The organism is Dictyobacter alpinus (assembly GCF_003967575.1).
Taxonomy (GTDB): Bacteria; Chloroflexota; Ktedonobacteria; order Ktedonobacterales; family Ktedonobacteraceae; genus Dictyobacter; species Dictyobacter alpinus.
The window spans coordinates 3,281,422-3,300,941 of sequence record NZ_BIFT01000001.1; the positions used below are offsets into that span (position 1 = coordinate 3,281,422).

The window sequence follows — 19,520 nt, forward strand, 5'->3', positions numbered from 1 at the left end:
AATACATGCGTACAGTGGTTATAAGGTCCTGTGTAGCCGCTATGATTTGACCGCCAGGGGGGATTTTAGCTAAGCTGTCCCTGGTGTGTGAAAACTAGCATGGTTTATCACTGTGACGCGCACTGAATATATCGAAGGTGGTAAGAGTACAAAAGATGCCTCAGTTTCAACCGACGCGAACCCTGAAGAAGAATCCACCAGCAGATTCTCGTGCCAGTACTCTCAGGGGAAAGCCTGACACCGATGCACATGTCATGCACAAAATGGCTGCTGAACCAGAAACACTGCCGATGCCTGTTCCCGATGGAGCCAGAAGTAGGGGTTCCAGTTTTGGTCAGAATGCCGGCCGGGCAATACCAGAACCGAATACCCCACCTCTGGGCTTTAAGCGTATGCCAGTGGCTGAGGTGCAGCGCAACTTGCCCGCAGTAAGAACAACAAGACAGCTCAATCCGATCTCTATTTCTATTCCTTTGAGCTATACGCCATTACCACCTACCAGGGATCAATCTCTGGTGGTGCGGCAGGGCAAGGCACCGCTGGTGATTCCTGGGACCAGAAAGAAAACACGCCAGCTGGATACCGACGAATTAGACTTTCATGGTGGCCATCACCTGACGAAACGTTTGCGGCATGGATTAGTGATACTAGCAACGTTGTGTACCTTCCTGATGATGATGTTTTCCCTGACACCCATTGGCCAAAATCATGGCGCCGGTGTCTCAGGACTATTTCAATGGACATCAGTCAGCCAGAAGGATATCGACATTTTAGCGCGGCGTTCAAGTGGCAGCTCGACGGTTGATGGTTTTAATGAACCAATGAGTGGGACGAAAGCTATGTATGTAGCGCTGGCTCGCCAGGATGCTATGAAATATGGTATCAGCCCGGATCTCTATGAGCGACAGATCCAGCAGGAGAGCCATTTTGATCCGAATGCCTATTCATATGTAGGAGCGATCGGTATCGCACAATTTATGCCCGGGACCGCTGCGGATATGCATATTGATCCACATGATCCGATAGCATCATTGGATGCGGGCGCACGCTTTATGGGCAACTTAAATAACTACTTCCATGGGGATTATGCCAAAGCTCTGGCGGGCTATAATGCAGGTCCTGGTGCGGTAGATGTTGCCGTCAGTAATTGTGGTGGTGCCTGGTTATCTTGTATGGATCCACAGGCGCAGGCCTATGTCTATATTATTGAAGGATAAATACGTATCACAAAAAGGGGAAGCGCCTGATCGGGTGCTTCCCCTTTTCTTTTGCATCAATGATCACTTATCATGCCATGCTCGTAAAGCCATTTCACAAAATGCATGCGATAATCCTCTGTCACACGTTGACGCATCTCCGCATTATCATATAAATGTTCACGTAGATTCAGTAGCGTCACAGCCTCTTCCCATTGAAAGCCGCTATCCAGGAGATAATCTAGCAACAATTGGTCCGTGCCTGGTCCTGAATCGTAGGGCCTGGTTTCAAGTTTGTGAGCAAGGTGCTTTGGTTGGTTGGTAAATCCGTCTGGCGGTGGCATATTTCGCATTGCGCGTCTCCTCTATTCATCAGCTCTTACTTCTGCTGTATAGTGAACGGCACCACTCCGCATTCGGCCTCCCCATTTCTTTGCTATACCTTTTTCTATCGGCTCTCTATTGGCTCAACAGTACCCATAATGACTTGAGGACTCTTGCGAGAGTAATCAAGGGACCTGTGTCAATATTAAGAATGCTTGCTTGCACGCTACACTCTATTCAACAGTGGCGGGGAATGTGTGGCGAAAGAATGTTTATGCAATAAAGGGGTGTAGTATGGGTACCGATGCTGGGGTGGACGTAGAGATACTCTGGATGAAATATGTAGAGCATAAAACCTCTGAAATTCGCAATGAATTAATCACAGTCTATGCTCCCCTGGTCCGATTTGTAGTTGGACGTCTGGGAATACCCCCAACGGGATTATTGGATGCCGAAGACCTTGTCAGCTATGGTATGATTGGCCTGATTAATGCAATTGATCGCTTTGACCCTGGACGGGGTGTGCGCTTTGAGGCATTCGCTTCAGTGCGTATCCGTGGTGCGGTTATTGATCAACTGCGTTCTCTCAACTGGCTACCACGCTCAGCGATCTCACGGGTACGCCAGGTTGAAAGTGCATTGGCGGTACTGGAGCAGCGTCTGGGGCGACCGGCCAAGGAAGATGAAGTAGCAGAGGAATTAGGGGTGTCAACAGAACGTTATCGACAGATGCTTCTGGAAATGAATGCCACAGTACTCTCACTTGATGCTCCCCTTGGTTCACTCCTTCAAGACGACGAGGTAACCTCCCTCTCAGAACTGCTAGAAGATCAAAGTTCACCCGGCCCCGTTGAACAAGCTGAAAAGCAAGAATTGACGGACGTATTGGGGGGTGCTATTGATCATTTACCAGATCGTGAAAAATTACTGTTAGCTCTGTATTACCAAGAAGAATTAACCATGAAGGAGATCAGCAAAGTCTTAAGTGTCTCTGAATCGCGTGTCTGTCAACTGCATATTCAGGCGGTTATGCGGCTGCGTAGCACCTTGCATGCCTATCGTTTGGACCAGGAAGGGCAGGTGGAAGTGGTCGGCGCAGGAACGGGTCGAAAAAAGTCAGCGAACGATAGTAAAAGTAATTCTGCGCAGAAAGGAAGCGCGAGTTCAGTCTCTCCTACCTATGCAGGTCAGGAAACAAGAAAATCGAATGCACTGTCAGGAAATGGGACACGCGGTCGTAGGAAAATCTCCTAAGGCGTCTTCACAGCAGGCCTGACAGGGACCTATTGAACGCGAATAAAGGGTCCGATACTATTGATTATGGTGGTAGTGGGAGAATGGATGAGCGGGGAAAGATGGAACATCTGATGCTAATTCGACGTGTTTTCTTATAGGGGAGTCGTTTCCATGAAAGTCGGTAGTGTGGGCTCACAATTATACCTGGTTGGTATGCAGCAAAGAAGACGTACCAACAAAACAACCCGAAGGACGAAGCAGTCACTTTCCTGGGTAGATCAGGTGGCTCGGATGGCGCGTCTGGTTGCGGAACCATGGTCAACTGGCGTGCTACCGTTGGTCTCAGAAGGATACTCACTCCAGATCGATGAGTTGCGGGAGCGTATTCTGCTGGGTACTTATGTGGTTGATAGTGTTACCCTGGCAAGGTGTATACTAAGAAATGAAACCCATTTTGTACGTGTGCATCCAGAGTAGTGGTATCAATGTAGCCAGGTTCGCTCTACCCACTGTGTTTTCCCTTTGCGTCTACGAAAAGTGGCATGTCGACCCGCATTTGCTATTCGATCTTCTAATGCGGTCACGCTGAAAGAGGCGCCCTTGCTAATGTTAGTCGCGGCGCAGGGACGCTTAGGCTATGCTTCTTATGAAGGGAGCTTTACATGCTTGTTTTGCGACGAAAAGTTGGTGAAAGTATTGTGCTTGCTGGGGTGATCAACATTTCAGTGTTGGCTGTCGAAGGTGAGCGCGTAAAAATAGGAATAAGCGCGCCGCCTGATGTAACTATTGTGCGTGAAGAACTTTTACGCAACGCTAGTACCGACCCGGCAACAAATCCAAATACTCCTACGCCTCCAGCCCAGCCACAACCTCGCTAGCGACGACCTGTATCATCGCGTTTTCTGGCGGATCCACTGCTGTTTCTTTGAGTGGGATATGTACCTCAGGGACGTGGGATGGTGAGATAGGCGAAACGACGAGTGTGTTGAAGTGGTAATGGAAGCTTGGTCGTCCTGTGTATATCTTTTTCAAAAAGCTTTCATAAGGACGTTGTTCATACGTACCCACAATTCCGTGGGTACGTACGTTTTTTGCTGCTCTGGCTTTATTCGATAGTATTTTCGACTTGATGGCCGTTGACGTGATCCTCAACTTTAACTGCATTCTCGTTCGGGGTTTCCTGCGTAATAAAGTCCTCGGTGTACTGGCGTGCAATATCATCATGATATTGAATTGGTGGTGATTTCATCAGGTAGGAGCTAGGACCTTCCAGGGTGCCACTGATACCACGATCCAGGGCCAACTTAACCAGACGTACCGCATCGATAACGACGCCTGCCGAGTTCGGGGAGTCCCATACCTCAAGTTTCAGTTCGGCATTCAGAGGCACATCGCCAAAGGTTGTACCTTCCAGGCGGATATATGCCCATTTGCGATCCTTTAACCAGGCCACATAATCAGAAGGACCGATATGCACATTATCGCTACCGATCTCATAATCCAACTGACTGGTTACCGCATTGGTCTTACTGATCTTTTTTGATTCCAGGCGGTCACGTTCAAGCATATTGAAGAAGTCGGTATTGCCGCCTACATTCAATTGCATGGTGCGTTCCAGTTTGACACCACGTTCGCGGAATAGGCGCGTGAGCATGCGGTGTACAATAGTAGCTCCCACCTGACTTTTGATGTCATCACCAATCATGGGCAGACCTGCGTCTTTGAAGCGTTGCTGCCAGTAATTCTCCCGTGCAATAAAGACTGGCACACAGTTTACCAGGCCGACACCTGCTTTGAGAATCTGCTCAACATACCATTTCGTTGCAGTTTCGGATCCGACTGGTAGGTAGTTAATCACCACATCGGTTTTGGTCTCCCGCAAAATTTTGACGATATCGTCAGTCTGGCCGGGAGCCTTTGTAATAATTTGTGACAGGTATTTGCCCAGACCATCATGGGTCATACCGCGATAGACCTTGACGCCCATTGGAGGAACATCAGCGAAGCGATAGGTATTATTTGGCTCGGTATAGATTGCTTCGGATAGATCTTTTCCGACTTTGTTTTTGTCGATATCAAAGGCAGCTGTAAATTCGATATCACGGATATGATAGCCGCCCAGATTTACGTGCATTAAGCCTGGTACGAAATCCTCTTCCCTGGCATTCTGGTAATACTGAACGCCCTGCACCAGCGAACTGGCGCAGTTGCCCACTCCGATAATCGCTACACGTACCTTTTTATTATTGGCCATGAATGTTGAAACTCCTCTATGAAATGCTTATGTTGTTCTAGTCAGAAGGATAAGCTTCAGTTCGACGCGGCTCCTTTATATGAATAATACTATCCGCGCAGATTAAGTTTATCACTCTGAAAAAATAGTGCATCTCTGTTTAGCTGAAGCTCTAAAGCTTGTTAGCTAAACATGAATAAAAGATCATACTACGTATAACTATACCCCCGATTAACGTTTGATTGCTACTCCTTTGAAAATATATGTATTCTGACCATATGAAATGTGACTGGCGTTGCTATTTTGAACGCTAAATGTAGCTTATAAGTAGATAAAACAGAAAATGATGGTATTTAATTGAAACCAATGTTACAATTAAATATGAAAAGCCACACTTAGATAGTGTTTGTTTCCCACTCTTATCAAGGAGCGTGCAGACAGCCGCACTCAGGCCCTGAAGGGCGCATACTTCTTTTACATGTGGCGTCAAAACATGAGCTTTACTCATGTTTTGACGCCACATGTAAAACCGTTGGAGCGCCAAAGGCGCGAAAAAACGATCAGAGGGACATGGATTTCATGCGAATCAAACACTATCTTACAATTTGATTGATATGCAGGGTTTATATGACCTGGCTTGTCTTTTTTTGACAAAGGAGCGACTCATCATGGCGAACGCTGGTTTCACAATCTGGTTTACGGGCCTATCTGGTGCTGGTAAAAGCACGTTATCTGAAATTATTGAGCAGCGCTTGCGTGCACGTGGCCGCAATGTTGAGGTTTTGGATGGGGATGTGGTTCGGACCCATCTAAGTAAGGGGTTGGGATTTAGCAAGGAGGATCGCGATACCAATATTAAGCGTATTGCTTTTGTTTGTGGTTTGCTGACCCGCAATGGTGTGGTCTGTATTTCGGCTGCCATCTCTCCTTATCGTGAAGCACGTGAATGGGCACGGCAGGAGATTGGTAATTTTGTTGAGATCTATGTCAAATGTCCTCTTGATGTTTGTCGTCAGCGTGATGTTAAGGGTCTCTATAAGCTGGTTGATGAAGGTAAGGTCAAAAATTTTACTGGTGTTGACGATCCTTATGAGGAGCCAGAAAATCCTGAATTGGTGATTGAGACCGACAAGGAGTCCATTGAGGAGAGCGTTGCACGTATCTTTGCCAGATTAGAAGAGCTTGGTTATCTGGAGCCTGTTGAGGTTGCAAGCCGCGTTTAATGGGCTGTGTTGATGCGTTGTGTCGTGGACTGTTTTGTTGTAGAGGGAAAGACAGAAATTATGTCAAATGGTTTGATTACGCCACATGGCGGGGAACTGGTTATCAATCTGGTTGAGGATTCCGAGCGTGAGGCCCTGTTGGAGCGGGCTAAGGGATTATTCCAGCTTACCGTAGAGTCGCGTCAACTGGCGGATCTGGAGATGCTGGCAATCGGTGCCTATAGTCCGTTGCGTGGCTTTATGACGCGTGCAGATTATTTGAGTGTGGTTAATACCATGCATCTAAGCAATGGCCTGCCCTGGTCGATTCCGATTACGCTGGCCGTCACGCGTGAGCAGTCCGATAGCATTCAGGATGGTGCTGAGGTGGCCCTGGTTACTACTGATGGGGTTCTGCAGGCGATTCTGACGGTGCAGGAGAAGTTCGGCTATGATAAGACGCTGGAGGCCCGCCAGGTCTATCGTACCGAGGATGAGGCCCATCCAGGCGTAAAGGTTGTATATCAGCAGGGAGATGTATTGTTGGGTGGACCTGTGCGCGTTGTGGCGTTACAACCGCAGACCTTTGCGCAGCAGCGTTATACTCCGGCACAGGCGCGTGCACAGTTCGCTGAGCGTGGTTGGAAGAAGATCGTCGCTTTCCAGACGCGTAATCCAGTCCATCGTGCGCATGAATATATTCAGAAGTGCGCCATGGAGACTGTCGATGGCCTGTTTCTGCACCCGCTCGTAGGTAATACCAAGGGAGATGATATTCCTGCTGATGTGCGTATGCGCTGTTATGAGGTGCTGCTGGAAAATTATTATCCACAGGAGCGCGTATTGCTGGGAGTCTTACCGGCTGCTATGCGTTATGCTGGACCGCGTGAAGCGATCTTCCATGCTCTGATGCGTAAGAATTATGGGTGCTCCCATTTTATCGTTGGTCGCGATCACGCTGGTGTGGGTAATTACTATGGCACCTATGATGCACAGCATATCTTCGCTGAGTTTGATGCTACCGCCCTGGGAATTACACCTATGTTCTTTGACCATACCTTCTTCTGTAAGGTATGTGACGCTATGGCATCCAAGAAGACCTGCCCGCATGGTAGCGAAAACCATATTATGCTGAGCGGAACCAGAGTCCGCCAGATGCTGCAAGCGGGTGAAGTTCCTCCACGTGAATTTTCACGTCCAGAAGTAGCGCAAGTGCTGATTGACTCTATGCGTCAACCTATCTCAGATAGGGTTTGATTTTTACTCTTATTGGTAAGGCTACAACCAGCCGCACGCGGGCCCTGAAGGGCCCACGCTTCTTTTAAATGTAGTGTCAAGTCATGTGCCAAGCACATGACTTGACACTACATTTACTATTGGGATTGGCGAAAAAAATCCACTACTGTTGGGATTGGCGAAAGAAATCCAATGTCGCTTTGGCACCTTCCTCGAAGGAGACTTGAGGTTTCCATGCCAGGATACGTTCGGCCTTGCTCGCATCAAAGAATGCTTGATAGATGTCACCCGGTCGTCTGGGCGCTTTGGTAATCGGCGCTTCAAAACCGGTCAAACTGACCAGTGTCTGATAAATCTGATTGACTGAGACGGCCTGTCCAGTACCAATACAAAATATCTCGTTATCGCCCCGTTGCAGGGCCTGCACATTGGCTCGGGCCACATCCTCCACATAGACATAATCCTTGCGCTGCTCACCATCCCAATCAATGCGTACGCCTTCATGTGCCAGGAAGCGTTTGGCAAAGATCGCAATGACGCCTGCTTCTCCATTAGGATCCTGTCGAGGTCCATAGACATTTCCATAGCGTAGGACTGTAAATTTGAGTCCCTGTGCTTCATTCCAATAGCGCAGATAATGTTCGGCCATTAATTTGGTGATGCCATAAGGTGACTCTGGCCGTTGTGGAGTATCTTCATTGAGAGGCAGGCGTACGGGTGTACCATAGGTGGCCCCGGATGAAGCAAAAATAATTTTGTTGACGCCTGTACGTGTGCATTGTGTTAAGACATTCAGGAGTCCTAGTACGTTAACCTGAGCATCAAGTTTGGGATTTTTGGTCGAGACGGCTACACTATGCTGGGCCGCATGGTGATTGACGATTTCTGGTTTGAATTCATCAAAGATTGTCGCTAAGGCTGCCTCATCGGCGATATCTGCCTGATAAAAGCGGGCATTGGCATTGATATGCGCGCCTTTCCCACCACCTTCAGTCCATAGGCTATCGACAATAGCAACCTCATGTTGTTCAGCAACATAGTGATCAGTAATGTGAGAGCCGATGAAGCCTGCTCCGCCGGTAATTAAAATACGCATGTATCCATCCTTTGCGGTTGTTGTGTTCGATTAAAAAAGACTTAAAAATCACAATCGCGCAAATTTTGAATACCGCATATGTGATTCTTATCGTGTTTTCGGATTATAGTAAATGGATGAAGCTATACGTATTAAAACGGGTATAGCTCCAAAAGGATTATAGCAAAGGAAAGGTCTCATATCAAACTAACAGTTCAAGGGCCGTTTGTAGTTCCTGTGATGATGCGAGGATGGGGAAGATGTTCAGGCCTGTGGCTTGTTGTAGACGCATCAGGACCTGATGATCACGTGGATCGGTCATGGCCACCGTCAAGGTGTCGCGTTCACGACCAAGTGGATAGCATTGTAGCTCCTGGGCGAGTTCAGGAGGAACGATCTGGAGGAGTCTTTCTGGTAGTTTGTGTGGTAATGGCGAGAGGTATGGAATCCCTAGTTTGCGCGCTTGCTCTAAAAGTTCCTCTTCCTGGCTAATCTCTGGTTGTGCTGCTTGTACTTCAAACAGGACTCGCGTTTCGCGTGCGGCCAGGATACAGGTCTGGACCTCAGTAGATGTTTGAGGATAAGCACTATGCCCGATGGCGATAGCCCGGGGTCTCAGGATGCCTGTCTCTGGCGCATGATGGATCTGCCAGAGAAGCGCTTCCCATAACCTTTCCTGTACAATAGTAGCTCCTTGTAGATCGGCACCCGAGAGTAGAAAGTAGAATGTCGTTTCATATACAAAGACCCGATCAGTTTTGCGTACCAGGCGGCATAGAGGGTCCAGGTGATAGGCAATGCTTTGCTGAATATACTGGGGTTCAGCGGTCTGTGGGTTAGCGCTGGAGTCAAAATAGAGTGGCAGAATGAGTAAGGCCATCGATGTGATTTTGTCTGTTACCAGATGCTGCATCGTAGAGGTGAGATCCTGGATGCTATCTAGAACTGTATATGTGTGTTCGATAGCTGGAGATGCAGGAAGCGATAGGGCCTTCTTGCACATGATGTGACTCCTTGAATATAAATGACTTAATATTATTATTAACTATACGGCGTCATAGATAATAACCGGGCATGATTATGGTTATGGTTTTGTTAAGACGTTGTTTATACGGTTAAGATCATTGTTGCGTTTCTGGATGTTGATAGTAGCTATCCAATAAACGGAAGCTTTGCAACAAGCTATCGACATGGGCGCGTAGAAGATCGGTGTATTGTATGAGATTGAGGAGGTGAACGGTGGCTGTTTCATCATCGCCGCGCGCGACAGTATGAAACTCTGGCAGGATGCTCCCGAAAATAGTCTGGAAGCAGTCCAGGAGCAGCGGGAGGGTAGTGCCTATTGAGTCTAGCGCCGGATTAACATGGACCTGTTCTGCGAAGAGCGCTGAGAACGCTCTGTGATCCATTTGTTGCTGTTGCCAACCTTGTAACCTGACGGTGATGATTCTTAATGCCTGCATCCATTGATAATAGGTGCTATCAGGAATAAGGGCGACCTCGATCGCTGCCAGCACCTCCGTGGTCTCTTCGTCCTCACCCTGTAGTAGGAGACGTTTCTTGACGCGTGCTGCTCCATAGAGGCTGCAACTGCGATCCAATGCTTCTAATATCATCGTGGTTGATTTAAGTATCAACTGCACGAGTGGATTTAACCATTCTAATGTGCTATCTAAATACTGTAGTAAAGTTTTAATGTTATAGAAGCGCGTAAGCTCTCCATCGTCTGGCAGGTGATTTGCATATAAGGCGAGTTCTGGTAGAAGTTGGCCGAAAAGTAGATTGGCCTGTTCAAAAAGTTGCCGTAGACTAAATTCCAGTACTTCAATTTCAGCGGTTGAAATACGGTTGGCAAAGCAGCGTTGCAGGCGCTCTAAAACAATTTCCAGCCCGTACATATTTGATGTTTCATTCGCAGTGATCTGTGCACGTTTCGTCGCTGTCAACGGAATTTGAGAGGGTTGTGGTCTGGCAGGTGGTTTGGGAGCTTGCGGTCTCTCGGGGAAATCATCAGCGCGTTTCAGTGCAATTTTTCGTGTATGCTGGCTCTTCATTTACATTTTCCACCCTTCTACATATTGTTCCTTTTTCTATTGTACCTGAGCAACATATTCTGTGGTCGGGAATGTTAAAATAGTGCCAGGTGTTATTATTAATAGAGCCAGAAAAAAATCTCCCAACGTCAATGCCTGGTAATCCTATCCATTCAACCGCTATGCAACGGAAAGCACCCCCCTTCGTACTATGAAAGAATGGTATAATGGGTTGACACCGCTATTTGGCATACACCAACGATATAATCCAATACAGAAAGTCTAGAAGCACAGTATAAGCACCGGTCAGTAGGAGACAAGCACGTATGCAACTGCTAGGAAAAATCCTGGGCGATCCCAATAAAAAAGAACTAAAAACCATCCAGCCCCTTATCGATAAAATCGAGCAACTGGAACCTGGACTACAAAAATTATCTGATGAGGAACTGGCTGCTAAGACGGTGGAGTTGCGCTCACAGCTTGCTCTCTACCTCAAGGGTGGTATGGTACTGCAGAATGAATTGGTTACTTTGTTTCGCGAGGTTTTACAACAGGTAGAGCCGCAGGCAAAGCAATGTACCGATGAACAGTTACATCACGCTATTACAGAGCCTCGCCAGAAGATTGATCGTAACCATCCAGAGGACGAGTTACGATATCATTTACAGGACACGCTCTCTGCGTGTTTTGAGAAGACCTATGAAAACCTTTCTCCCTGGTTAAATAACCTGCGTGTCAGTCAGGCGCTGGAACTTGCCGAGAAGAACCAGGAATGGCCCGATGAGAGTGGCGCCCCCCAAAAAACCATTGTCGCGCTCCTCGCTCAGGTTGAGCCTGACTTGAAAGAGATTGATGAAGAGCAACTAACCGAGACTTTTGATGAGCTCTGGCCCGCTTATGAGAAGAGCCGCGGATCCTCCGGCATCCATGATGAGGCCAGCAATAATCGCCTCGGCCAACTCTGTCTTGATTTATTGCATAAAGTACAAGAGGAACTGGTCGCGATCAAAGCCGACAAGATCGATGATCTGTTGCCAGCCATTGTCAAGCGCTATCAAAAACAGGGCAAGACCTTAGATGAGCTACTGCCAGAGGCCTTCGCGGTGGTACGTGAGGCTAGCCTGCGGCGTATCAAGATGCGCCATTATGTGGTGCAGTTGATTGGTGGCGTGGTCCTCCATCAGGGCCGTATCGCTGAAATGCGTACTGGTGAAGGTAAGACGCTGGTCGCAACCCTTCCCGTGTACCTGAACGCGCTGACCGGTAAAGGTGTGCATGTGGTGACGGTCAACGATTACCTGGCACGCCGTGATGCTGAATGGATGGGCCAGGTCTATAAGTTCCTGGGACTCTCCGTTGGTGTTATTGTGAATACCGTGGATGCCCAGTCCGCTGAACGTCGGGCCGCCTATGAGGCGGATATCACGTATGGTACCAATAATGAATTTGGCTTTGACTACCTGCGTGACAATATGGTGACTTCCCTGGACCAGATGGTGCAGCGTGAACTTAATTATGCGATCGTCGACGAGGTAGATAATATCCTTATTGACGAGGCCCGCACCCCCTTGATTATTTCCGGTCAGGGACAGGAATCTACCGAGACGTATGCGCAGTTTGCACGCTGGGCTACCAAACTGGATGGTGAGAACGACTATACAGTTGAAGAGAAAACACGCTCGGTGATGTTAACTGAGTCCGGTATCGATAGGATCGAGAAACTGGCGGGTGTCACCAACATCTACGAAGAAGAGAATATTGACCTGACGCGCTACATGGAGAATGCTATTAAGGCGCAGGTCATCTTCAAGCGTGATAAAGATTATATCGTCAAAGATGGTGAGGTCATCATCGTCGACGAGTTTACAGGTCGACAGATGCCTGGTCGTCGCTATAGCGAGGGTTTGCACCAGGCGATTGAGGCCAAGGAAAATGTGAAAGTCCAGCGTGAAAATCATACCCTGGCCACGATCACGTTCCAGAATTTCTTCCGCTTATATAAAAAGCTGGCAGGTATGACCGGTACAGCTCTGACCGAGGCTGAAGAGTTTAATAAAATCTACAAGTTGGACGTGATGGTGATCCCCACCAATAAGCCGACACAGCGTCAGGACTATGCGGATCTGATCTATCGGACGCAAGAGGCCAAATATAATGCTGTGGTCGAGGAGATCAAAGAGCGTCACGAAATCGGCCAGCCGGTCCTGGTTGGTACGACTTCCGTTGAGACTTCCGAGATGCTTTCCCATCTGCTTGAGTTGCAAGGGGTTCCTCACCACGTCTTGAACGCTAAACATCATGAGCGTGAGGCCCAGATCGTTGCCCAGGCGGGCCGCAGTGGTTCGGTGACCATCGCCACGAATATGGCTGGTCGTGGTACCGATATTCTGCTCGGTGGAAATCCAGCGGGTTACTTTGACAGTATTCTGCGTAAGCATGCGGAACAGGTGGACTACATTCGTGAGCTACCAGGCCGTAGTGAGGATGAGCGTCAGGAAAAAGAAGAGGCGATCCAAGAATATATTGCCAATATGACCGAGGCTGAGAAGGATGAACTCCTGCAGGCAAAGATCAAAGAGTGCGATCTGGATCATGATGCGGTCGTGGAGGTTGGTGGTCTGCATATTATCGGTACTGAGCGTCATGAATCGCGCCGTATTGATAATCAGTTGCGTGGTCGTGCCGGTCGTCAGGGTGATCCAGGTTCATCCCGTTTCTTCTTAGCATTGGACGATGAATTGATGCGCCGCTTCGCCGCTGATCGTGTGGCTGGTATCATGGAGCGCGTCGGTATGGACGAGGAGACTCCATTGGAGAGTAAATTCGTCTCACGTTTCATCGAGAGCGCCCAGACGCGTGTTGAAGGCTACAACTTTGATATGCGTAAAAATGTCGTTGAATATGACGATGTTATCGCTAAACAGCGTGAAGTTATCTACGAGGATCGCCATCGCGTGCTTGAGCATGGAGATATGCACGAGCGTATCATTAGCATGATTACCAACGAGGTTGGCCGCCTGGTAGATGGAGCCTTTCCTGGTCCTGTACTGACGGAGGAAGAGCAGTTAGAGAATCTCTTCAAGACTCTGGAGGTTTGGGTTGAAATTCCAGATGAGCTGTTGCCTGAGAATATGCATGCCGTACGTCGCGATAGCATGAAGCGCGATCTTACCGAACTGGTGCTTGACCATTATGAGAAGCGTGGTGAAGAATTGCGTAAGCAGGCGAATGAACAGGGCGTCGAGAACTTTGATCCGATCCGTGAGTTCGAGCGATCCTATCTGTTGCAGGTGGTTGATCGGCTGTGGATGGACCATATCGACTCACTGGATGTTATGCGTGCCGGTATCGGTTTCCGCTCGGTCGGTCAGCGTGATCCACTGGTCGAGTTTAAAAATGAAGCGTTCCGCATGTTTGACGAACTGAAGTTAGGCATTCAGCACTATACAGTGGATTCGCTGCTCAAGTTGCTGCGCAATGATGTCACCATCACTTTGCAGCGTGAAGAGCCACAGCGCAAGATGCCTACGAACATTCACACCAACGCTGAAGCGCTGGCTGAGGCCAGTGGCCAGGCGAAAAGTGATGAGCAGGACGTCTCCAAAAAGGCGGTCAAGCAGGCAAAAACGCGTCGCGATGCTGGCCGGGCCGTGGCCAGTCAACCTTCAGGTGTACCAGCCACTCCCGCGCGTACCCCGCGTAATACTGCCACTGGTGCTGCTACAGCATCAGCTGGTGCTAATGGCTTACCCAAAGTTGGCCGTAATGATCTCTGTCCTTGCGGTAGCGGTAAAAAATATAAAAAGTGTCACGGAGCCTGATCTGTTTTTTTTGTTCGATGCCCGTAGAGGTGCTACCTCTACGGGCATCGCACGATTATAGTCTTTTGTAGATACAGTGCGTTCTTTCGTCGAAAGGGGCTGACTATGACTGATCAACAGCTATCGCACGTGGTTGAAGGCGTGGAAGTACGGGCTAATGTCACACCAGAGTTTGCTGAAATCCTGACACCGGAGGCGTTGCACTTTGTTGCATTGTTGGCCCGCGCGGTACGCGAAGGCCGTCGTACGTTATTAGAGCGCCGCATTCAACGCCAGCGCGAACTCGATGCAGGACAGTTACCGCATTTTTTGCCCGCAACCGAGCATATTCGCCGTGGCGATTGGACGATTGCGCCTTTGCCAGCCGACCTGCAAGATCGGCGGACCGAAATTACGGGCCCGGTTGAGCGTAAGATGGTCATCAACGCTTTGAACTCAGGGGCAAAAGTCTTTATGGCCGACTTCGAGGATGCCCATTCTCCAACCTGGGAAGCTACTATCCAGGGTCAGATCAATGTACGCGATGCGATCCATCGTACCATTAGTTATCGTAGTCCGGAAGGGAAACAATATCAGCTGAATGAGCAGACCGCCGTCCTATTGATCCGGCCACGTGGTTGGCATCTGGATGAGAAACATGTCTATGTAGATGGACAGCCAGTGCCCGGTGGCATATTTGACTTTGGTCTCTATTTTTTTCATAACGCGCAGCAACTCCTTAAGAATGGGACAGGACCTTATTTCTATCTGCCCAAGCTTGAGAGCCATTTTGAGGCACGCTTATGGAATGAAGTCTTTGTGTTGGCTCAACGCACGCTTGGTATACCGCAGGGAACCATTAAAGCCACGGTCCTGATCGAAACTATTCTGGCCACCTTTGAAATGGATGAGATCCTGTATGAGTTACGGGAGCATTCAGCTGGACTCAACTGTGGACGTTGGGATTATATCTTTAGTGTGATCAAGAAACTGCATACGCATCCACAATTCCTGTTGCCGGACCGTGCTCAGGTGACCATGACCACGCATTTTATGCATTCTTATTCTCTCCTCACTATTCGCACCTGTCATCGGCGCAATGCACCTGCGATTGGTGGCATGGCGGCCCAGATTCCCATCAAGAATAATCCGGTTGCCAATGAAGAGGCGCTCTCACGTGTACGGGCTGACAAGCGGCGTGAAGCCACCGATGGTCATGATGGTACCTGGGTGGCGCATCCCGGACTAGTGCCGATCGCACTGGCCGAATTCGATGCCGTCATGCCAACTCCTAACCAGATTGAGCGTAAACGCGAAGATGTGCAGGTCAGCGAAGCAGATCTCCTCCAGATGCCTGAAGGAACGATCACGGAAGCTGGATTGCGCAACAATATCAGTGTCAGTTTGCAATATCTGGAATCCTGGTTGCGCGGCAATGGCTGTGTTCCCATCAACAACTTGATGGAAGATGCCGCCACCGTTGAGATCTCGCGTGCCCAGATCTGGCAATGGATACGGCATCCACGGGGTATCCTGGCTGATGGCCGCAAAGTGACTTTGAAGCTTGTCCGTGAGTTTATGGCGACCGAACTGGATCACCTGGAAGAGCAGTTAGGTGAGCCTACCTATGCAAATAGCAAGTTTTCCCAGGCCGCTAAAATCCTGGATGAACTGATCTCCAGCGATACATTTATCGAATTCCTGACCCTGCCCGCCTATAAATATCTGGCCTGATTACAGCCTGGGAGGTTGCTTACCTGGCTCAAGTGTTTTAGTATCTATTCGGCTTTGTATAATAACTTTTGATGGGGCAGGAAATTGTTGGCATCGCCAACAATTTCCTGCCCCATCAAAAAAATCAATCTGGTCAATGCCAGCGGCATTGACCAGATTGATTTTTTTGCGCGTAGCGCTACAATTCCATGCTTTTGGAGGAGATGATGCCTGAGGCGCGGGCGATGAATTGTGTGACAGGAAGAGATTTCAGGTCAACATTCGTACGTAGACGGACCGAGACGGCTTCGGCTGCGGTTTCTTTATCGCCAACCACGAGCATATACGGTATTTTTTGTAACTGTGCATCACGAATCTTGGCATTCATGCGTTCGCTGCGTACATCAACTTCTGCGCGAATACCGGCGGCCTTCAATTGTTCCAATATCTTATACGCATAATCCTGGTGGCGGTCCGCAATGGGAATAATCATAGCCTGTACGGGTGCTAACCAGACCGGGAATGCGCCTGCGAAGTGCTCAATGAGCATAGCCATAAAACGCTCTGTCGAACCTGTGACGGCCCTGTGAAGCATAACTGGACGATGGGGCTTTCCATCCTCGCCAATATATTCCAACTCAAAATTCATTGGCAGCACAAGATCCAACTGAATGGTTGAACACTGCCATTCGCGATTTAAAGCATCGCGCACCATAAAGTCAACCTTTGGACCATAGAAAGCGGCCTGACCAATCCCTTCTTCATACTGGATGCCTTTGCTATCAATCGCCTGGCGTAAAGCAGACTCCGCCACCTCCCAGACCTCGTCATTACCGATATATTCCTCTTTCCGCTGTGGATCACGTAGAGAGAGGCGCAACCAGTAATCCGTTAAGCCGTAGGTCTCAAAAACCTCTAGTGTCAGGTTGATGGAGCGGTTGAACTCCTCTTGAATCTGGTCGGGTCGCATAAAGACATGGGCATCATCCTGTGTCACGCTACGCACGCGAGCCAGTCCCGTGAGCGTGCCGACTTTTTCATAGCGGTAGAGTGTATCCGATTCCGCATAACGGATTGGTAGTTCGCGATAACTATGCATCTGTGACTTAAATAGCAGGATATGGTGTGGGCAGTTCATCGGTTTCAGCATGTATGCGTCGTCATCTGAAAGTTCCTGATCGCCTTTCATGACCGGAAACATATTCTCGCGATATGTATACCAGTGTTGAGACGTTTTATACAGACGCACCTTCCCAATATTAGAGGTCCAGACATGTTGATAGCCATAGCGCTCCTGTGTTTCGCGGACATAGGATTCCATCAAGTGGCGCAATGTCTCGCCGCGTGGATAGAACTGTGGCACGCCCGCGCAGACCTCATCGCTGAACGTAAAGAGTTTCAACTCACGCCCCAGCTTGCGATGATCTCGCTTTAATGCCTCTTCCAGGCGCCAGAGATACTGATCCAACTCCTCCTGGTTAAACCAGGCCGTACCATAGATACGTTGGAGCATTGGACGATACTCATCTCCAAGCCAGTAAGCTCCCGCGACGCGCATCAACTTGATCGGACCGATCTCGCTGGTATTCTTGACATGGGGTCCATGACACAGGTCCAGAAAATTTCCCTGTTGATAGATTCCAACTTCTGATACCGCAAGATTTTCAATGATCTCAACCTTGTAATCCTGACCCTTATTACGGAAGTGTTCCAGTGCCTTGTCGCGTGGCCAACTATCATGTACGAATGGATACTTAGCCGCGATAATGCGCCTCATTCGCTGCTCAATGTCCGGTAAATCATCAGGTGTCAGAGGACGTGGAAGATCAAAATCATAGTAGAAACCATCTTCGATAGCCGGCCCGATCGCAAATTTTGCCTCGGGGAAAATCTCTTGAATCGCTTCGGCCATCACATGTGCAGCCGAGTGGCGCATACGTTGAAGCGGCGTATAATTTACCGACTCCTGGAGTTCAACTTCAACTGGCATAACAAAAGCCTCCTTAGCTGGCAACAACAAAAAAACCTCTTCATCCCACACTGGGACGAAAAGGTCTGATACTTTTCGTGGTTCCACCCTGCTTCCGCGTCTCCTTGCTCAAACTGGCCTTTTATCGTCGCGCAAGAAGAACGTGCTCATGCACCCTGTAACGTAGGTGAAACGTGTACTTTACTTTCTCAGTACAGACTGGCGAGGGGTATCTTACTTCTTGCAGGTTTTGGGGAGCACTCTCAGCCGCTGATGCTGCCTCTCTGTATTCCTATGGGAAGAGACATGTCTCGCGTTATGGCCGTAATTCTTTGTGTACACTATCAGTACATTCTCTAGGGACTATTCTCTAGAGCATACACCTGTTCATTTCATTGAGCAAATAGTAACATACCCCTCTCTCGTCTGTAAAGTGGTTACGGCCAATGCCATAGGGCTATTTTATGTGTACTCCCTTCTTTTTTCTGACTCGGCCCGCAAGCGGGCCGAAAGGAGAATGATTTCATGCGTGTGTTGCGGGCGGTGCCCGTAACACACGCATGAAATCAGTGGGACGAGCGCCGCAGGCGCGAGAAAAGGCGGTCCGTGAGGGTACGGACCGCCTTTTTAGTTTGAGTGGAGACTATTTGTGACCGGATTGTATCGTGGCTATCTGGATTGATTACCAGAGCGAATTTTGAATTGATTACCAGAGCGGTTTTTGAATTGATTACCGGAGTGGCTTCTATATTGATTGCCAGCGTGGTTGTTGGATTGATTGCCAGCGTGGTCGCTGGATTGATTGCCAGTATGGTCGCTGGATTGATTGTTAGCGTGGTCGCTAGATTGATTGTTAGCGTGATTGTTGGATTGGTCTCCCGGCTGGTCGTCGTTATCGTGGTGGCGTTTATAATGGTGGTGTTTATAGTGCCGATTGCCATAGCCATTATTATTGCCATAACCATTATGCCCGATCAGGTTACGCAGGAGATTGCTGACATTGATATTGTTTGTATTGGTATTATTATTGTTCGCGTGCGCATCGATCACAATATTGATGGGTGCTCTTGGACCACCTCCGTTGGCTGATTCTCCTGTGGCGGTAACGAGCACTTTAGAATTAATAACGGATGCAAGGGATGGGCTTGAGTTACAAGCAAAAATGGTATCGGGACTCATTGCTGTATTGATAAACGTAAAAGGCTGTGGGCTGGGTGGGTTTGTCGCCAAAAATGTTTGCGCGCTACCATTACTATCTGCCATAGTAACGCTACCTGGACTACTTGTGATCACCACATCGCCCGTTAAGGATTGTCCGGGCAGCAGCGTGGCTAATGTGTTACCAGATTGTCCACAGATCACACCAGTGACGACAAAGGTTGGAGCAACCACATCCGTTGTACGGGCACTGGCTGGCAAGCTCAGACCTGCTGTGGCTCCTATACTGATGAGGCTGATAGCTAGAGGAGAGAATATATGTTTAATATATTTGCTTTTCATGGA

At 48.7% G+C, this 19,520-nt stretch carries 15 protein-coding genes; 8 read left to right on the forward strand and 7 right to left on the reverse strand.

Annotation, left to right across the window (positions count from 1 at the left end; genetic code table 11):
* Positions 1-155: 155 nt before the first annotated feature.
* Positions 156-1,217: a lytic transglycosylase domain-containing protein gene (locus tag EL633_RS13080; protein ID WP_126627604.1), complete on the forward strand. Its 1,062-nt coding sequence runs from the start codon at positions 156-158 to the stop codon at positions 1,215-1,217.
* A 56-nt stretch (positions 1,218-1,273) separates the two neighbouring features.
* On the opposite strand, the gene EL633_RS13085 is transcribed toward EL633_RS13080, so the two are convergent.
* Positions 1,274-1,549 carry a hypothetical protein gene (locus EL633_RS13085; protein ID WP_126627605.1) on the reverse strand — a complete coding sequence of 92 codons (276 nt, stop codon included), beginning with the start codon at positions 1,547-1,549 and terminating at the stop codon, positions 1,274-1,276.
* Positions 1,550-1,814: 265 nt separating this feature from the next.
* On the opposite strand from EL633_RS13085, the gene EL633_RS13090 reads away from it, so the two are divergent.
* The 3 genes from EL633_RS13090 to EL633_RS13100 all read left to right on the forward strand — a co-directional run bounded on the left by EL633_RS13090 (position 1,815) and on the right by EL633_RS13100 (position 3,634).
* The gene (locus EL633_RS13090) at positions 1,815-2,774 is read left to right on the forward strand and encodes a sigma-70 family RNA polymerase sigma factor (RefSeq protein WP_126627606.1); all 960 of its coding nucleotides are present in this window, start codon (positions 1,815-1,817) and stop codon (positions 2,772-2,774) included.
* Between the two features lie 153 nt (positions 2,775-2,927).
* Positions 2,928-3,233, forward strand: a complete 306-nt coding sequence (locus EL633_RS13095; protein WP_126627607.1) for a hypothetical protein — start codon at positions 2,928-2,930, stop codon at positions 3,231-3,233.
* 185 nt (positions 3,234-3,418) lie between these two features.
* The gene (locus EL633_RS13100) at positions 3,419-3,634 is read left to right on the forward strand and encodes a carbon storage regulator (RefSeq protein ID WP_246039128.1); all 216 of its coding nucleotides are present in this window, start codon (positions 3,419-3,421) and stop codon (positions 3,632-3,634) included.
* A gap of 227 nt (positions 3,635-3,861) precedes the next feature.
* On the opposite strand, the gene EL633_RS13105 is transcribed toward EL633_RS13100, so the two are convergent.
* Entirely contained in the window at positions 3,862-5,010 is a 1,149-nt protein-coding gene (locus EL633_RS13105; RefSeq protein WP_126627608.1) for an inositol-3-phosphate synthase, read from the reverse strand.
* 647 nt (positions 5,011-5,657) lie between these two features.
* Here EL633_RS13105 and cysC point away from each other — a divergent pair.
* Together cysC and sat are read left to right on the forward strand one after the other, a co-directional pair.
* Complete coding sequence (gene cysC, locus EL633_RS13110) at positions 5,658-6,212, forward strand: adenylyl-sulfate kinase (RefSeq protein WP_126627609.1); 555 nt, start codon at positions 5,658-5,660, stop codon at positions 6,210-6,212.
* Between the two features lie 60 nt (positions 6,213-6,272).
* A complete protein-coding gene (gene sat, locus EL633_RS13115; protein WP_126627610.1) occupies positions 6,273-7,448 on the forward strand; it encodes a sulfate adenylyltransferase in 1,176 nt (391 codons plus the stop codon).
* A gap of 142 nt (positions 7,449-7,590) precedes the next feature.
* Here the strand turns inward: sat and EL633_RS13120 are convergent, their stop codons facing one another.
* The 3 genes from EL633_RS13120 to EL633_RS13130 form a co-directional block, all read right to left on the reverse strand.
* The gene (locus tag EL633_RS13120) at positions 7,591-8,523 is read right to left on the reverse strand and encodes an NAD-dependent epimerase/dehydratase family protein (protein WP_126627611.1); all 933 of its coding nucleotides are present in this window, start codon (positions 8,521-8,523) and stop codon (positions 7,591-7,593) included.
* A gap of 181 nt (positions 8,524-8,704) precedes the next feature.
* On the reverse strand, positions 8,705-9,505 hold the full coding sequence (locus EL633_RS13125) for a GspE/PulE/PilB domain-containing protein (protein WP_126627612.1): 801 nt from the start codon (positions 9,503-9,505) through the stop codon (positions 8,705-8,707).
* A 118-nt stretch (positions 9,506-9,623) separates the two neighbouring features.
* The gene (locus tag EL633_RS13130) at positions 9,624-10,556 is read right to left on the reverse strand and encodes a hypothetical protein (RefSeq protein ID WP_126627613.1); all 933 of its coding nucleotides are present in this window, start codon (positions 10,554-10,556) and stop codon (positions 9,624-9,626) included.
* A 953-nt stretch (positions 10,557-11,509) separates the two neighbouring features.
* On the opposite strand from EL633_RS13130, the gene secA reads away from it, so the two are divergent.
* Both secA and aceB read left to right on the forward strand, forming a co-directional pair.
* A complete protein-coding gene (gene secA / locus EL633_RS13135; protein ID WP_371865559.1) occupies positions 11,510-14,356 on the forward strand; it encodes a preprotein translocase subunit SecA in 2,847 nt (948 codons plus the stop codon).
* Between the two features lie 105 nt (positions 14,357-14,461).
* Positions 14,462-16,069: a malate synthase A gene (aceB, locus tag EL633_RS13140; protein ID WP_126627615.1), complete on the forward strand. Its 1,608-nt coding sequence runs from the start codon at positions 14,462-14,464 to the stop codon at positions 16,067-16,069.
* A 178-nt stretch (positions 16,070-16,247) separates the two neighbouring features.
* Here aceB and thrS read toward each other — a convergent pair whose 3' ends face one another.
* Both thrS and EL633_RS13150 read right to left on the reverse strand, forming a co-directional pair.
* On the reverse strand, positions 16,248-18,038 hold the full coding sequence (gene thrS, locus EL633_RS13145; RefSeq protein WP_126627616.1) for a threonine--tRNA ligase: 1,791 nt from the start codon (positions 18,036-18,038) through the stop codon (positions 16,248-16,250).
* A 648-nt stretch (positions 18,039-18,686) separates the two neighbouring features.
* Positions 18,687-19,517 carry a hypothetical protein gene (locus tag EL633_RS13150; RefSeq protein ID WP_126627617.1) on the reverse strand — a complete coding sequence of 277 codons (831 nt, stop codon included), beginning with the start codon at positions 19,515-19,517 and terminating at the stop codon, positions 18,687-18,689.
* Between the last annotated feature and the right edge of the window lie 3 nt (positions 19,518-19,520).

Bases quoted from the DNA above. Each gene is read 5' to 3' on its own strand.
- EL633_RS13085 (WP_126627605.1), bottom strand. From the start codon at position 1,549: ATGCGAAATATGCCACCGCCAGACGGATTTACCAACCAACCAAAGCAC.
- EL633_RS13120 (WP_126627611.1), bottom strand. From the start codon at position 8,523: ATGCGTATTTTAATTACCGGCGGAGCAGGCTTCATCGGCTCTCACATT.
- EL633_RS13125 (WP_126627612.1), bottom strand. From the start codon at position 9,505: ATGTGCAAGAAGGCCCTATCGCTTCCTGCATCTCCAGCTATCGAACAC.
- cysC (WP_126627609.1), top strand. From the start codon at position 5,658: ATGGCGAACGCTGGTTTCACAATCTGGTTTACGGGCCTATCTGGTGCT.
- EL633_RS13100 (WP_246039128.1), top strand. From the start codon at position 3,419: ATGCTTGTTTTGCGACGAAAAGTTGGTGAAAGTATTGTGCTTGCTGGG.
- sat (WP_126627610.1), top strand. From the start codon at position 6,273: ATGTCAAATGGTTTGATTACGCCACATGGCGGGGAACTGGTTATCAAT.
- thrS (WP_126627616.1), bottom strand. From the start codon at position 18,038: ATGCCAGTTGAAGTTGAACTCCAGGAGTCGGTAAATTATACGCCGCTT.
- EL633_RS13150 (WP_126627617.1), bottom strand. From the start codon at position 19,517: ATGAAAAGCAAATATATTAAACATATATTCTCTCCTCTAGCTATCAGC.
- EL633_RS13090 (WP_126627606.1), top strand. From the start codon at position 1,815: ATGGGTACCGATGCTGGGGTGGACGTAGAGATACTCTGGATGAAATAT.
- EL633_RS13105 (WP_126627608.1), bottom strand. From the start codon at position 5,010: ATGGCCAATAATAAAAAGGTACGTGTAGCGATTATCGGAGTGGGCAAC.
- aceB (WP_126627615.1), top strand. From the start codon at position 14,462: ATGACTGATCAACAGCTATCGCACGTGGTTGAAGGCGTGGAAGTACGG.
- EL633_RS13095 (WP_126627607.1), top strand. From the start codon at position 2,928: ATGAAAGTCGGTAGTGTGGGCTCACAATTATACCTGGTTGGTATGCAG.
- EL633_RS13080 (WP_126627604.1), top strand. From the start codon at position 156: ATGCCTCAGTTTCAACCGACGCGAACCCTGAAGAAGAATCCACCAGCA.
- EL633_RS13130 (WP_126627613.1), bottom strand. From the start codon at position 10,556: ATGAAGAGCCAGCATACACGAAAAATTGCACTGAAACGCGCTGATGAT.